The organism is Bacillus sp. TE9106W (genome assembly GCF_054062215.1).
Genome location: NZ_JBSSFA010000022.1, coordinates 58,944 through 75,204, shown reverse-complemented (window position 1 = coordinate 75,204; position 16,261 = coordinate 58,944). Strand labels below are relative to the sequence as shown.

14 protein-coding genes are annotated in these 16,261 nt (G+C 36.1%); 3 read left to right on the top strand and 11 right to left on the bottom strand.

Features of this window, described 5'->3' with window-relative positions; genetic code table 11:
• Nucleotides 1–115: 115 nt before the first annotated feature.
• The 9 genes from ACVWY7_RS25815 to ACVWY7_RS25775 form a co-directional block, all read right to left on the bottom strand.
• Complete coding sequence (locus ACVWY7_RS25815) at nt 116–1,147, bottom strand: oxidoreductase (protein WP_002080391.1); 1,032 nt, start codon at nt 1,145–1,147, stop codon at nt 116–118.
• A gap of 245 nt (nt 1,148–1,392) precedes the next feature.
• Nucleotides 1,393–2,940: an IS200/IS605 family accessory protein TnpB-related protein gene (locus ACVWY7_RS25810; protein WP_456524061.1), complete on the bottom strand. Its 1,548-nt coding sequence runs from the start codon at nt 2,938–2,940 to the stop codon at nt 1,393–1,395.
• Between the two features lie 264 nt (nt 2,941–3,204).
• Nucleotides 3,205–5,628: a DNA topoisomerase IV subunit A gene (gene parC / locus ACVWY7_RS25805; RefSeq protein ID WP_001147475.1), complete on the bottom strand. Its 2,424-nt coding sequence runs from the start codon at nt 5,626–5,628 to the stop codon at nt 3,205–3,207.
• A 1-nt stretch (nt 5,629) separates the two neighbouring features.
• A complete protein-coding gene (gene parE, locus ACVWY7_RS25800; protein ID WP_001062204.1) occupies nt 5,630–7,594 on the bottom strand; it encodes a DNA topoisomerase IV subunit B in 1,965 nt (654 codons plus the stop codon).
• 376 nt (nt 7,595–7,970) lie between these two features.
• On the bottom strand, nt 7,971–8,384 hold the full coding sequence (locus tag ACVWY7_RS25795) for a CoA-binding protein (protein ID WP_000151390.1): 414 nt from the start codon (nt 8,382–8,384) through the stop codon (nt 7,971–7,973).
• A gap of 79 nt (nt 8,385–8,463) precedes the next feature.
• Nucleotides 8,464–9,705 carry a S1C family serine protease gene (locus ACVWY7_RS25790; RefSeq protein WP_000542634.1) on the bottom strand — a complete coding sequence of 414 codons (1,242 nt, stop codon included), beginning with the start codon at nt 9,703–9,705 and terminating at the stop codon, nt 8,464–8,466.
• 202 nt (nt 9,706–9,907) lie between these two features.
• A complete protein-coding gene (locus tag ACVWY7_RS25785; RefSeq protein ID WP_001044683.1) occupies nt 9,908–10,585 on the bottom strand; it encodes a response regulator transcription factor in 678 nt (225 codons plus the stop codon).
• 19 nt (nt 10,586–10,604) lie between these two features.
• Nucleotides 10,605–11,057 carry an anaerobic ribonucleoside-triphosphate reductase activating protein gene (gene nrdG / locus ACVWY7_RS25780; RefSeq protein ID WP_073525916.1) on the bottom strand — a complete coding sequence of 151 codons (453 nt, stop codon included), beginning with the start codon at nt 11,055–11,057 and terminating at the stop codon, nt 10,605–10,607.
• A complete protein-coding gene (locus ACVWY7_RS25775) occupies nt 11,054–12,910 on the bottom strand; it encodes an anaerobic ribonucleoside triphosphate reductase (protein WP_000939589.1) in 1,857 nt (618 codons plus the stop codon). Before ACVWY7_RS25775 ends, nrdG begins: the two co-directional genes overlap by 4 nt.
• A 225-nt stretch (nt 12,911–13,135) precedes the next feature.
• Here ACVWY7_RS25775 and plsY point away from each other — a divergent pair, with 225 nt between their 5' ends.
• Complete coding sequence (plsY, locus tag ACVWY7_RS25770) at nt 13,136–13,732, top strand: glycerol-3-phosphate 1-O-acyltransferase PlsY (RefSeq protein WP_456524060.1); 597 nt, start codon at nt 13,136–13,138, stop codon at nt 13,730–13,732.
• A gap of 108 nt (nt 13,733–13,840) precedes the next feature.
• Nucleotides 13,841–14,131, top strand: a complete 291-nt coding sequence (locus ACVWY7_RS25765) for a HesB/YadR/YfhF family protein (protein WP_001054445.1) — start codon at nt 13,841–13,843, stop codon at nt 14,129–14,131.
• Nucleotides 14,132–14,157: 26 nt separating this feature from the next.
• Here the strand turns inward: ACVWY7_RS25765 and ACVWY7_RS25760 are convergent, their stop codons facing one another.
• Nucleotides 14,158–14,577: an acyl-CoA thioesterase gene (locus ACVWY7_RS25760; RefSeq protein WP_000495810.1), complete on the bottom strand. Its 420-nt coding sequence runs from the start codon at nt 14,575–14,577 to the stop codon at nt 14,158–14,160.
• A gap of 109 nt (nt 14,578–14,686) precedes the next feature.
• On the opposite strand from ACVWY7_RS25760, the gene ACVWY7_RS25755 reads away from it, so the two are divergent.
• Complete coding sequence (locus ACVWY7_RS25755; RefSeq protein WP_000614840.1) at nt 14,687–15,979, top strand: glycosyl hydrolase family 18 protein; 1,293 nt, start codon at nt 14,687–14,689, stop codon at nt 15,977–15,979.
• Nucleotides 15,980–16,007: 28 nt separating this feature from the next.
• On the opposite strand, the gene tlp is transcribed toward ACVWY7_RS25755, so the two are convergent.
• The gene (tlp, locus tag ACVWY7_RS25750; RefSeq protein WP_456524059.1) at nt 16,008–16,205 is read right to left on the bottom strand and encodes a small acid-soluble spore protein Tlp; all 198 of its coding nucleotides are present in this window, start codon (nt 16,203–16,205) and stop codon (nt 16,008–16,010) included.
• Between the last annotated feature and the right edge of the window lie 56 nt (nt 16,206–16,261).

Here is a 16,261-nt window from a genome sequence, read left to right as displayed (position 1 = left end):
AGTTGCCTGTCAGCTACTAGGCGACTTGGCTCTTACCTAGGCTGGACTTTCACCAGCAAGCAGTGCCCAGCTTAGCTGGGCACGCAAAATAAAAAGACACGAAATTCGTGTCTTTTTATTTCATAAATATGATTCTACCCGTTTCACTACTTTCAACCGCTAATTGAATCAGCTTAATAACTTCTAAACCTTCTTGTGCTGTCACAGGTAATTTCTCACCACTTATAATACTATCTCTTACACCTTTATAGTACATGTCATAACAGCCAACTTCTGTTGGAATACGCACTAACTCTTCTTCTGTTTCTACAGTAGCAAAATTCGCTTCAGTATCTACTCCGTAACCGTTATCCCCTGGCTTCATTCCATTTTTTAATTGTTCTTCCTGTGAATCCATACCATATTTCACGATAGAACCTTTATCCCCATGCATTGTAAAGTGTGGACCGGCTTTTTTCACATAACTGCTACTACGTAAAATGACACGTTTAACTCCGTAATGAAGTACTATGTGGAAATAATCATCAATTTCTGCACCTGGTCGTTGTTTGATTACATCTGCACTGATTGCATTTGGTTTCCCAAATAATGATAATGCTTGGTCAATTAAATGCGAGCCTAAGTCATATAATATACCTGATCCTGGTAAGTTCTTTTCTCTCCATCGATCACGTACATGTGGACGGAAGCGATCGAAATGCGCCTCATATGCGTATACATTCCCTATTCTATCCTCTTCTAATAATTTCTTTATCGTTAAGAAATCATTATCAAAACGGCGGTTATGATATACACTTAATACGACATTATGCTGCTCTGCTAATGAAATAAGCTCTTCTCCTTCTTCAATTGAAACAACAAATGGTTTCTCTACAACAACATGCTTACCGTTTAATATTGCTTCTTTTACATATGGAAAATGAGTTGTATTTGGTGAAGTAATAACAACTAAGTCAATATCAGCTCGCTTCACCAATTCATCAATTGTACTAACGACGTTAGCATTCGGTAATGTTTCTTTTACTACCTCTTCTTTTGAAGATAATACGGCACGAATATCGTATTCTTCTATCGTTTGTAATAATGGGATGTGAAATGTTGTACTAGAAAATCCAAACCCTACAATCCCTACACCTATTTTTTTCATGTTGCCCCTGGTTTAAAATTCTTATAAAAATCTATAAATCGTTGGCGAACCAAGTCAAATGCCAACTACCGAAAAGGAATCTCACCTTTTTCCTGTCCGTAAGGGTTGTGACCTTTTCATCCACCTATTGTGAAAGAATGACGGCAGGTTCCTGTTAGGAACGATCTGTCCTTGCATACTACCATTCATCCAAGTCAGTAGCATGCAAGAGGTTATAAGAAATAAACCAGTACCCCCCTTCTCATTTAAATTTTAAATACGAATTGTTGATTGCTCATATAAACAGTTTTGTGAAGAATGCTCCACAATTTCCAATTGTGATATTCTTTCCACGTTTGAATTGTTTGTAACCATTTTTTATATACTTTTTTCGTATTCTTTTTACTTTCTTCCATGGAAGCAACAAGAATACGCAGTTTTGTTGTAATTTGGTTTTTTAATAATAATATAATCTCTTTTGGTAATTGTTCTTGCAATTCTAATCCACGTCTTGCGATCGTGAATGCGGCTGCTTCATGAACGCTAATACCGAAATTTTTACTGTATTTTAATTTTCCGATCACACTTGTATAAGCGGGGTTTACTGTTTTAATAGAAAATCCGTTACGAAGAGCCATACGAATTAAACTGTTCAACATCTTTTTATACGTAAATTGATGGAAATTACGATTACTGTATGTATCAGTATCATGAGATTGTTGAAACTTTAAATCTTCTAAAACAATTCCACCTACATTGTTTTCCAATAACCATGTTTTAATTTGTTTTACGATTTGTCCAATTATCGTTGCGCGTTTGTTTGTTGAAAATGTATTCAGATTGTGTAGATAAAAAATTTTTGAACCTTTAAAATTACCTTGTTTTGTACATAAACTAACTGCAATGCGGTCCGGATTTACATCAATTCCTGCAATTACATCTGATTGTGGTGTTTCCTTGAAATCTAGTACACGACCTATTTCTGTTTCATTAAACGTAATATTTACATAAAATTCATTTTGTTTACGAATGATTTCTACACTATATTTTTGATGCTCTATAATCGGTTTTCCTTTTGGATTTACACCGATTTGCTTTCCCATAACGACATTTGTGATTTGATGATAAAAATGATATGGAATGATAATCGGAACTTTGATTCGTGGGCTTTTTGTTTTTCCATTTGTTCGTCCTAATGGATTTGCAATTTCTAACCATCCTTGCCCACAGTCATCAACTGTAATGCGCATGTTCAAATTCCCTTTTTTGCTTTTATCTCCACGAGAATATAATTGTCGTGTCCGCAAATCTTTCCATTCTTGATTGGATATCTTGTTTTTCATTCTTTCATAGAAATTTTTCCGCCCACCCAAAATAATAGGAGGTAATGTTTTATTTTTAATATGTGTTGCATACGTTTCAATTCTTTGCTCTAATTTTTGTTGTCTTTTTCTTAATCCAATTAGACAAATTTCTAATGAAACTTTTTTTGGTTTTTTCCTACCGCTTTCATAATCACCTATTTTTTGTAACGTCTTTTCTAACTTTTTTTGATTGTTTTCTAGGTAAACAGGAAGAAGTTCTTTTTGAGAGAAGAGGATCGTTTGCGCTTGTAAAATCGCATCTTCACAAAAACGTTTATTTAACAAATATTTAGGTTGTAATTTTTTTATCAATTCTTTCTCGTTTTCGCCCTCAATCAAACGATTAAAACTATATCGTTTTGCACTTTCGAACGTACGAATCAAAGTAATTAAATCTTCCGTTTGTTCTTTTGTAATAGAATTGATTTTACAAGTACGTGTTGTTTTCATCCTTTTCCCCCTTTTCATCACCTGAAAATATTATAGGTTGAATTCTGTAAAATATAAAACCTGTAATTGTAAATTTTTATAGTTTTTTATAGATTCTTATTTACTGTTATTACCTCCATTTGTCCCGCTATTTGTGGGCAACAAGACCCCCACTGATTAAACTTTCACTATATGAGAACGATTTCATTCAGTTATTATAACAAGATTCATACTAAATTGCCTAGAAAAAAGCATCTTGCCATTATTCATGGCAAGATGCTTTTTTTATTCCGGTCGTTTTTTCGTCCACGTTTCAATAACTTCACCAGTATCGTTAACATCTAGCACTAAACTACCGTTACTATACCGGTCTTTATTTCGATACGCTTTCGGGTCAATTTCTTCTACGATATGTTTCTCTGTCTTCATGTAAACTAGTTCATCGTCTCGAACGATTTCAATACCGACAATGCGGTATGGATTACGTTTTAATTCTTTGAAAATAACAAGACCTCGCTTCGCCCTCGTTGATTTCTCAATTTCTGATGCTTTTAGGCGCTTTACAGCACCGCGCTGCGTTACGAGAATAAGTTGATCTTTATCAGCATTTAATGGTTTACCAGAAGCGACGTAGTCATCTTCTTTTAAATTAATTGCTTTCACACCAGCGGCTCTTACACCGACTGGACTTACTTCATCTTCATGGAAAATAAGTGCATATGCACCGTGTGTAGCAAGAACGATATCACTCGTTCCATCTGTCGCAAATATATCAACAACTTCATCATCTTTTTTCAAGTTTACAGCAACGAATGCTCTTGAGTAACGCTGTACTTTATATTGGTTTAATTCTGTTTTCTTAATCATACCGTTCTTTGTTACAAATACGATAAATCGCTTTTCTTCCTCAAAGTTCGGTACGACAGTTGCCCAAATAATAGTTTCATCCCGATCGAGTGAAACGATATTAGCAACGTGCTGTCCTAAATCTTTCCAACGAATATCTGGCATTTCGTATACTGGCAGATATATATAGTTTCCTTTATTCGTAAATAAGAGGACTGTCTCTGTCGTATTCGTATCGAATCGTTCAAGTAAGATGTCACCCTCTTTCATACCGAAGTCTTTGCCATTTGAGGCATTATGTGAGCGCCATCCAGTACGTTTCACATATCCTTCTTTCGTTACAGTAACGATGACATCTTCTTGTGGGATCATCACTTCTACATCGATTTTAATTTCCTCGATTTGATCTTCAATAATCGCGCGTCGATCATCACTATATGTTTTCTTAACTCTCTTTAAATCTGTTTTAATTACTTGAAGTAATCTTTTTTCACTTTGTAAAATTGCCTGTAGCTCAATAATTTTCTTATTAAGCTCATCTGCCTCTTGTTGTAGCGCTGTAATATCTGTATTCGTTAAACGATATAATTGCAAGGATACAATTGCTTCCGCTTGCGCTTCTGTAAAACCAAATTTCGCACTTAAATTATCTTTTGCATTACGCTTATCTTTTGAAGCTCGAATCGTTTCAATAACTTGGTCTAAAATCGATAATGCTTTCTTTAAACCTTCTACAATATGTTGACGATTTTCTGCCTTTCGTAATTCATATTGTGAACGTCTCGTAACAACTTCTTTTTGATGGCCAATATATGCATCTAAAATTTTCGGTAATGTCATAAGCGTTGGACGACGATTATTAATCGCTACCATATTAAAGTTATATGGAATTTGTAAATCTGTATTTTTATATAAATAATTTAAAATACCTTCAGAATTTGCTTCTTTTTTTAATTCTACGACAATGCGAAGACCTGTACGATCTGTCTCATCACGTACTTCAGCAATACCATCTAATTTTTTATCTAGACGTAACTCATCCATTTTCTTAACAAGGTTTGCTTTATTTACTTCGTATGGAATTTCAGTAATTACGATTTGCTGTTTCCCGCCACGAACCGTTTCAACTTCTGCTTTCCCGCGAATAATAATTTTACCTTTACCTGTTTCATACGCCTTTTTAATACCATCAATCCCTTGAATAATACCACCTGTTGGGAAATCTGGACCTTTCATAACTGTTAATAAATCATCAACAGTACTATTCGGTTTATCAATACGCATCATTGTAGCGTCAATAACTTCTCCAAGATGATGCGGAGGAATTTCTGTTGCATAACCAGCGGAAATTCCTGTAGATCCGTTCACTAATAAGTTCGGGAACGCTGCTGGTAAAACAACCGGTTCTTCACTCGTATCATCAAAGTTTGATACGAATTCTACTGTTTCTTTATCAAGATCACGTAATAACTCAGATGCAATTGGTGATAATCGTGCTTCCGTATAACGCATTGCTGCTGCCGGATCCCCGTCAACACTGCCGTTATTACCGTGCATTTCAACTAAAACATTACGTACTTTCCATGTTTGGCTTAAACGTACCATCGCCTCATATACAGAGGAATCACCATGCGGATGATAATTACCAATAACGTTACCAACTGTTTTAGCTGACTTACGGAACGCTTTATCGTGTACGTTTCCTTCTACATACATAGAATATAAAATACGTCTTTGTACTGGTTTTAAGCCGTCACGCGCATCTGGAAGTGCGCGATCTTGAATAATATATTTACTATAACGTGCAAAGCGATCACCTAACACGTCTTCAAGCGGGAGGTCATGAAACTTCTCTGCTTGCATGTTATTCCACCTCCGTCTCCATAATCATTTCATTTTCTAAAATATTTCCTTCTTCTTGCATACCAAACTGTACATTACGCTCAATCCATTTACGGCGCGGTTCTACTTTATCGCCCATTAATGTTGTTACGCGGCGCTCTGCTCTTGCTGCATCATCAATTTTCACGCGAATTAATGTACGCGTTTCAGGATTCATCGTTGTTTCCCATAATTGATCTGCATTCATTTCGCCAAGTCCTTTATAACGCTGCAACATATAGCCTTTTCCGACTTTTTTTGTTACACTATCTAATTCTTCATCTGACCATGCATATTCAATTACTTCACTTTTTCCTTTTCCTTTACTTACTTTGTATAAAGGTGGAAGTGCGATAAACACTTTACCAGCTTCGATAAGTGGTTTCATATATCTGTAGAAGAATGTTAATAACAATACTTGAATATGCGCTCCGTCTGTATCGGCATCGGTCATGATTACAACTTTATCGTAGTTAATGTCTTCCACATCAAATTCATTGCCTACGCCGCCGCCAATCGCATAAATAATTGTATTAATCTCTTCGTTTTTAAAGATATCAGCAAGCTTTGCTTTTTCTGTATTAATTACTTTACCACGTAATGGTAATACCGCTTGGAAACGTCGATCTCGCCCTTGTTTCGCAGAACCACCGGCAGAGTCACCCTCTACTAGGTACAGTTCATTTTTCTGCGGGTTACGTGATTGTGCGGGTGTTAACTTACCACTTAATGTACCTTCTGATTTCTTTTTCTTTTTACCAGTACGCGCTTCCTCTCTCGCTTTACGAGCAGCTTCACGTGCTTGCGCTGCTTTAATTGCTTTTCTCACAAGAAGTGTGGCTACGTCCGGGTTTTCTTCTAAAAAGTAAGCCAAATGCTCTGATACAATGGCATCAATTGAAGAACGAGCTTCACTTGTACCTAGTTTCCCCTTCGTTTGTCCTTCAAACTGAAGTACTTCTTCTGGTACACGTACAGAAACGATAGCTGCTACACCTTCACGAATATCTGTACCTTCTAAGTTTTTATCTTTTTCTTTTAATAGTGCTACTTTGCGAGCATACTCATTAAACACACGTGTCATCGCCGTTTTAAATCCAGCTTCATGTGTTCCACCATCTTTTGTACGTACATTATTTACAAACGAAAGAATATTTTCTGAGTAGCCATCGTTAAATTGAAATGCTAGTTCTGCTTCAATCCCATTTTGTTCACCAGTGAAGTATACAACTGGGTGAATTGAATCTTTTTCTTCGTTTAAATAGGAAACGAAAGCTTCAATTCCTGTTTCATAATGAAAGACATCTTCTAAATCATTTCTTTCATCTTTTATTGAGATTTTCATCCCTTTTAATAAGAATGCAGATTCGCGTAATCTCTCGCATAATGTTTCATAATTGTAATTTGTTGTACTGAAAATCGTTGTATCTGGTTTGAAATGCATTGTCGTACCAGATTCTTTCGTCTTTCCGATTTTCTCAAGCGTCGTTACAGGAACACCACCATTTTCAAAGCGTTGTTCATAAATATTTCCGTCACGCTTAATCGTTACGACTAACCATTCAGATAAGGCGTTTACAACTGATGCCCCAACACCGTGTAAACCACCACTCGTTTTGTAACCACCTTGACCAAACTTACCACCGGCATGAAGTACAGTTAAAATAACTTCTGGTGTAGGTTTTCCAAGCTTATGCATTCCCGTAGGCATTCCTCGCCCTTTATCTATAACGCTAATACTATTATCTTTATGTATTACGACAGAAATTTCGTCGCCAAATCCCGCTAACGCTTCATCAACGGAGTTATCTACTATTTCGTATACTAAATGATGCAATCCACGGCTGTCCGTGCTCCCGATATACATACCCGGGCGTTTTCGAACGGCTTCAAGTCCTTCTAACACTTGAATCGCATCTTCATTATATTGGAACTGATGCTTCGCCAAACTCCTTGCCCCTTTCCTAATCCAAAATCAGAACATATGTTTCTATTATAGAATAACGCCTCGACTATAGTTTTGGCAAGTTATCTTATCTCTTTTATATACCATTTTCAATAGAAAAATCCTTGTTTTTTCACAAGGATTCCTCTAGGCTACTATTTCAGAAAAATAATCGTTTGTCAACGAGAAATGGATATGTATTCCAAGATTACACATTCCAAACCTTTATTATGATCCAAATGATCAATATCCAAAACGGGATTACAAGTAACAATCCCCAAAAACAGCCTTTAAAAAATCTCATGATGAACACCTCGTTCATCGGCCCTACTTATCTATAATGTGGGCTGAAGCAATCTTTCTAACTTTACAGTCTACCCTATTTTGTCATCGCATGTTCTACTTTTATACAACGATCCATTATTACAGTATAGTCTTTTTCTTTTAAAAGTTTGTATGTATCTTCATCTTGTACTCCTAATTGTGCCCAAAAAACATCTGCATCAATCTCTACAAATTCTTTTGCAACATCCATTAAAAACTCTGAGCGACGAAATACATTTACAATGTCAACGTGTTCCTTAATATCTTTTAGTGAAGAAACTGCCTTTTCTCCAAGCACCTCATCTACTGTTGGGTTAACTGGAATAATGCGGTATCCAGCATCTTGCATTGCTTTTGAAACCATATACGATGTACGTTCTGGCTTATCTGATAATCCAACAACCGCAATTGTTTTGCTTTTCTTTAATACTTCACCAATTTCCGTACGAGTTGGGTTTTCAATTGTCATAATTAATCCCTCCTATTCCTTTAGTATAGCCGATAAAGAAAGTCTCTTTCAATATGAAAGAGACTTTCTTTTATTCCGATTATTGATTCTTTGTAGCTGAGTTATCTGCTAAAGTAGCTGTTTTCGTCATTTTTTGACCGTTACGGTAGAATGTAACTTCCACTTTCTCGCCTACTTTTTTCTTCTCATATAAATATTTACGGAATTGAAGTGAGTTTTCTACTTTTTGATTATCTAATGCTACTACAATATCATATTGCTCTAAACCAGCTTTTTCTGCAGGTGATATTGGGTAAATTTTACCTAATACAACGCCGTTTGTTACTTCTTTTGGCACTTTCAATTGATTTACTGCATAAGCTTGCACATCTTCTAATGAAACGACACCTACTCCAAGAGCTGGACGTTTCACTACTCCGTCTTTTTCAAGTGATTCAATAACTGGTTTTGCGATATTAATTGGAATAGCAAATCCAATTCCTTCAACTTCTTGTTGTGCAATTTTACTTGAATTAATCCCAATTATTTCTCCGTTTTGGTTAAATAACGCACCACCACTGTTACCAGGGTTAATTGCTGCATCTGTTTGAATAACTTGAGCATTCCAATCTGCACGCTTATCGCCATCGATATCTACTGGAATTTCACGTTCTTTACTACTAATAATACCTTCCGTTACACTTCCGTCAAATCCTAATGGGTTACCGATTGCAATTGCTTTTTCACCCGCACGAAGTTTACTTGAATCACCTAAAGTGGCAACTTTATTAACATTAGCACCATCAATTTCAACAACAGCTAAATCTAACCAAGGGTCTTTCCCTACAAGCTTTGCATCTACCTTCTTGCCATCACTCAGTTTTACAGCAAGTTTATTTGCACCATCTACTACATGATTGTTCGTTACAATATATGCTTTATTCCCTGCTTTTTTATAAATAACACCTGATCCTGAACCAGCTTGTTGCTCTTGACCTGTCGGTTGCATTGCAAATGGATCAATGCTTTGTTGCATATTAATAACACCAACAACAACATCTTTCGCGCCTTCAATCATACCAGGTAAATCCGTTTCATTTTTTGCTTTATTGACAACAGGAACTACAGTACCTTCAACTTTTGAATCTGAACTAAAAGATGATACAGCCGCTCCATTATTTTGAGCCCATGGCATATATGGTGCCGCAAAACTAATTGAAACAGCCCCAACTACAGCTCCGACTAAACCTGTGAAAAAATAGCCTTTTTTACTGCCCGATTTTCTCACTTCTCTCGTTTCACTATGCTCTTCATTTAAATTTGGTCCGTCGTAATATCCCATGTTTACTTCCCCTCTCTGGTGAATTCGTATTTTCAGTATAGTCACGTTTTGTGTCCTTCTTGTGAACTCATCGTGAAATCCAATTAAAAAAATACACTTATTTAACATTGTAGACAAAAAAAGCATTTTTTGTACATTCCACCTGTAAAAGAGGATATAAAATTGTTATTTTCCTAGACTGAAGCACACAATACGTTCCGAGTTATTCTTCAAATTTATAACCAACACGAATAACAGTACCGATATGCTTCGCTTTATCTCCTAGCTTATTTCGTAGTTTTTTAATATGAGTATCAACCGTTCGGTCATCACCGTAATAGTCATATCCCCATAACTGATCTAATAAATGTTGACGTGACAACACAATTCCTTTGTTCTCCATTAAATAAACGAGAAGTTCAAATTCTTTATGTGTCAATATAATTTCTTCTCCATCTACTAAAACAGTTCTAGATAGACGATTCACTTCTATTCCAGCTAAAGACATAGCATTTTCTTCTGCTACTCCTACCACGCCATCAGCACGTTTCAGTAACGTCTTCGCGCGAGCTACTAACACTTTCGGGCTGAAAGGTTTCGTTACATATTCATCTGCACCTAATTCAAATCCTAGTAATGTATCATCCTCATCCGAACGTGCTGTTAGCATAATAATTGGTACTGCTGATTCTTTTCTAATTCGTCTACAAACAGACCATCCATCTATTTCTGGTAACATAATATCTAACATAATTAAATCAATTTCATGCTCTGCAAATAATTCTAGCGCTTTTTTTCCGTCTTCTGCTTCGATTACTTCAAAGCCTTCATTGCGAAAATAATCGCTAACAATTTCACGTAATCTTCTTTCATCTTCAACAAGTAATACTGTTTTATTCATAATAATCTATCCCGCCTTTTTACTCTTTCAATCGAATAATACGTTGATTGGAGCTTCCGCGAAATGGAAGTGTTAAATCTTTTTTCTCGATTTCAAATCTTCCATCGACTAAAACATCCCCATAATGTAACAACTCTATCATATCATTATTTTGAGAACTCTGTATCTCTTCTAACGTATAACCTGTATACATCCATAAATTTTTTTTCAAATCTTTCACAGCTTTTGCTACTTTTTTCACTTCAGCAGCTTGGAAAAATGGATCTCCACCTGAAAATGTTACATCAGTTAATGGATTACTTGCAATCTCTTTCACAATTTCTTCTACTGTCATTTCAGCTCCATTACAAATATTCCACGATTTCGGATTATGGCAACCGAAACAACGATGCGGACAGCCCGCAAAAAACACGACTGTCCGCAACCCTTCTCCATCTACTACACTATCATGAATAATGTTCATCACTTTCATTTATGTTTCACCCGATCCATCTCTTCACTACGTTTCGCACTATTCCACTTCGACATATCTCCTACAAGATAACCTGTTATACGGCGAATTCTTTCTATATTAGCCTCATCTTCATTTCCGCAGCTCGGACATTCATTTCCAATAACTCCGTGATAACTACAGCACTTACAACGGTCAACAGGATGATTAATAGAACCGTATCCAACGCCATGTTCTGCCATCGCTTGCACAATTTGTTTTAATGCCTTTTTGTTATGCATTGCTGCTCCATCTAGTTCAATATACGTAATATGTCCCCCGTTACATAGAGCGTGGAACGGGCCTTCTAAACGAATTTTATTTATCGCTTGAATGTTATAATAAACTGGAATATGGAATGAATTCGTATAGTAATTATGATTTGTTATACCGCTAATCACGCCAAATTCTTCTCTATCTTTTTTCACAAACTTCCCTGATAATCCTTCTGCTGGAGTTGCAATTACCGAGAAATTCAGTTCATGTTCTTCTGTCGCTTTATCCATTCTATCCCTCATAAAGGAAATAATTTCATACCCGAGTTTCCATGATTCTTCATCTTCTCCATGATGCTTTCCTGTTAAAGCTACTAAACACTCCGCAAGACCGATAAAACCAAGACTTAACGTCCCTTGCTTTAAAATGGATGCTACAGAATCTTCAGGCTGTAACTTTTCTCCACCGCGCCATACACCTTGTGAATATAAAAATCGGAAATCTCTTGCTCGCTTCGTACATTGATACTCAAATCGCTCTAATAATTGCTTAATTCCTAAATCTAAATAATAATTTAACGCTTCAAAAAACGCTTCTTTTGAACCACTAATTAATGCTAATTTGACTAAATTAATAGATGTAAATGATAAATTCCCTCTTCCAATCGCCGTTTCTTCTCCATGTATGTTCGACATAACACGAGTACGACATCCCATGTAACATACTTCACTTTCCGGTCGTCCATCATAATGCACAGCATTAAATGGCGCATCTAAAAATGAAAAGTTAGGGAATAACCTTTCAGCCGTTGTCTCTAACGCTAATTCAAATAAATCATAGTTCGGATCACATTCTTCAAAGTTCACACCTTTTTTCATTTTAAAAATTTGAATAGGAAAAATTGGTGTTTCCCCTTTACCAAGACCAGCTTGTGTCGCTTTTAAAAGCTGTCTAACTAATAATCGTCCCTCTTTAGACGTATCTGTTCCATAATTAATAGAAATAAACGGTACTTGTCCTCCGCCCCTACTATGCATACTATTTGAATTATGAATGAAAGCTTCACAAGCCTGATACGTATCATTTTCTGTTTCTTTCCACGCAAATTCTTCTATTTGTTCTTTCGTAAGCGGATATGACTGCAATCGTTTCTTATGTCTCTCTACTGTTTTTCTCACATATGGAGCTAAGTCAACATCAAAGAGTGCAAATGATTGACCACCGTGCTGCATATTTTGATTCGCTTGAAAAATAATAGATGAAAGAGCCAATGCACTTTTAATGTCTTGCGGTTGTCTCATATGTCCATGTCCGGTATGAAAACCGTTCGCAAGCATTTGCGCTAACGGAATCTGCGAACAAGTCGTCGTTCCAGTCGCATAAAAATCTAAGTCATGCGGATATAATATATTTTGATTGATCGCCTTTTTCACTTGATCTGACAATAAATTTTCAACTGCATAATATTTTGCACTCTCAGATGCGAACGTTCCCATTACGCCCATCGGAGAGCGGCCATCTACATTTGCATTTTCTTGCATTAAATCTTGTTCATTGCCGTGGACAATCATCTCAAACACTCTCATTAATTCTTCTCCACATGTATTTTTTTGTAACATTTATAACCCTCCACCAATATGTTGTTGTCTTTTGATTAAAATGTTACTACATATAGTCTTATTGTTTCTGTGAGAAATGTAACATTCCTGTGAAATTTTTTGCACGAAATAATGAATTTTTCATTTACAAAAAAGAAATGTGCTCTTTACAAATGTATGGTACAATATACGGGAAAAACTCTTTTTACCCTTTATCAACACATTTGAATAAAGGAGACTGAACTTATGGTTACTACATATCTTTTATTTATCGTTGCCTACTTACTTGGCTCGATTCCATTTGCACTAGTCGTTGGAAAGATTGGTTATGGAATTGACATTCGTGAGCATGGAAGCGGTAATTTAGGCGGAACAAATACATTCCGCACATTAGGGAAAAAAGCAGGTTTTATCGTTACAATTGCTGACATTTTAAAAGGTACATTAGCAACGAGCCTACCAATTATTTTCGCGTTAGATGTTCATCCACTATGGTTCGGACTAGCAGCTGTTCTTGGACATGTGTATCCGATTTTCGCGAAATTCCGTGGTGGTAAAGCAGTTGCAACTTCTGCTGGGGTGCTATTATGCTATTCACCAGTTGTTTTTGCAATATTAGCTGTTGTATTTTTCACCCTTTTATTTACAACAAGATACGTATCACTTTCTTCTATGGTAACAGCAGTTGTTGCTGTTATTGCATCCATTGTTAGCGGGGATAAAATCTTCATTATTGCGATGTGTTTATTAGCAGGTATGGTTATTTATAAACACCGTGCAAATATTGGACGAATTATAAATAAAACTGAACCGAAAGCAAACTTTTCAAAAAAGCAAAAATAAGATCGTAACCCACATAACGCAAAAAGAAAACGTGAAGCATATTAATAGCGTCTTTTTGCGTTATTTTTTATACTAAAGAAAAAGCAACATAATTTGGAGGAACTATACATGAATCTTTCCGTAACAAAAGAAGCAGCACAATGGTATAAAAACGAATTAAACTTACAATCAGGTGAAACACTACGCTTTTTCGTACAATACGGTGGTTGCAGTACTGTGCAAAAAGGACTTTCTTTAGGTATTCGTAAAGATGATCCTGCACACCCTACTGTTCAAATTCAAGAAGAAGATATTAACTTCTTTATTGAAAGCGATGATGAGTGGTTCTTCGATGGACATAATTTAGTTGTTACATTTAACGATGGTGATGATTTCCCGCAATTTAATTATGAAAAATAAAAAAACGTGGCTTCTGCCACGCTTTTTTATTTTTTCTTGATTTCCTCATATTTCGCATACCACTCTGGATAGAACTTTTTAAATGATACAGGGCGGAATCCTTCTTTTTTTGCACAAATATTCGTTGTACTTGCAGTAATACAAAGTTCGCCATCACCATTATAAATTTCATATCCATATACAACGCGAAGCGGGCTCACTGTATCAACCCACGTCTTTACAATTGCTTTTTCCCCGTAACGCATCGCTTTACGATAAGAAATTTGCAAATCTAAAACAGGAGAAATAATTCCTTCCTTCTCCATTTCAACATATGAAAACCCTAAATCTTGTATAAGTTTCGTGCGACCTAATTCAAGCCACACTAAATAGTTTGAATGGTAAACAACACCCATTTGATCTGTTTCCGCATAGCGGATTTCAACTTCATGTTCTGCTACAAACATATGGATTCGCCTTCTTTCACTTCTGGTGCCTTACATACATTTAATCATAATACAGTGACATCAAAAATAAAATAAAAATAGTGAATCTTTTCCCGAAAGGAGCAAGCATATGATTCAAATTGTAACGGTTCGCAGCGGTGATAGCGTATATAGCTTGGCATCAAAATATGGATCAACACCTGACGAAATAGTAAAAGACAACGGACTAAATCCAGCTGAAACACTCGTTGTTGGTCAGGCACTAATTGTGAATACGAAAGGAAATAATTACTATGTACAGCCTGGCGATAGCTTATATCGAATCTCTCAAACATATAACGTTCCTCTCGCTAGTTTAGCTAAAGTGAATAACTTATCTTTAAAATCCATTCTCCATGTTGGACAGCAATTATATATACCGAAAGGGACGAAACGAGCAGTAGAATCCATCGCTTATTTACAACCTTCAACTATCCCCATTAAAGAAAGTTTAGTTAATGCTACACGTGCCATTAATCCATTTTTAACATATTTAGCTTACTTCAGTTTCGAGGCAAAAAGAGATGGTACGTTAAAAGAACCAACTGAAACAGCTAAAATTGCTAATATTGCAACGCAAGGAAACACCATTCCTATGCTCGTTATTACGAACATCGAAAATGGAAATTTCAGTGCCGATCTGACATCAGTTATTTTACGGGACGCAACAATTCAAAACAAATTTATTACAAACATTTTGCAAACAGCTGAGAAGTACGGTATGCGAGACATTCATTTTGATTTCGAGAGCGTGGCACCTGAAGATCGCGAAGCGTATAATCGTTTTTTACGAAATGTGAAAACACGCTTACCTAGCGGATACACATTAAGTACAACACTTGTACCGAAAACAAGTTCAAATCAAAAGGGAAAATTTTTCGAAGCTCACGATTATAAAGCACAAGGTCAAATTGTTGATTTCGTCGTCATTATGACATACGACTGGGGTTGGCAAGGCGGACCACCGATGGCTATTTCTCCTATCGGTCCTGTAAAAGAAGTACTTCAATATGCAAAATCTCAAATGCCTCCGCAAAAAATTATGATGGGACAAAATTTATATGGATTCGATTGGAAACTTCCGTTCAAACAAGGAAACCCACCAGCAAAAGCAGTTAGCTCTGTTGCAGCTGTTGCACTTGCTCGTAAATACAATGTTCCGATCCGCTATGATTTCACAGCTCAAGCTCCACATTTCAATTACTTTGACGAAAACGGTGTACAACACGAAGTTTGGTTTGAAGATGCGAGATCTATTCAAAGTAAATTCAATTTAATGAAAGAACAAGGCATTGGCGGTATTAGTTATTGGAAGATTGGCTTGCCATTTCCACAAAATTGGCGTTTACTCGTTGAAAACTTTACAATTACGAAAAAGGGCTGACAAAAGTCAGCCCTTTTTGTACATTCTGTTAAGATTCATCTTTGATTTCACTTTTTAATGAGTCAATACTTTCTAAACGTCTTTGATTTTTTGCTTCAATAGCAGAACGGTCTTTTTCATTAGAAAGCTCCGCTGTTTCTTTTGCTTCATTAAAGTTATCAATTGTATTTTGCACTATTTCTTGTAACTTTTCAGCGTTATCACTTCGATTATCTGGATTTGGCATGTACTTTCCTCCTAATATTGTATATACACACCATCTTAAATTACCTATCTTCCCTC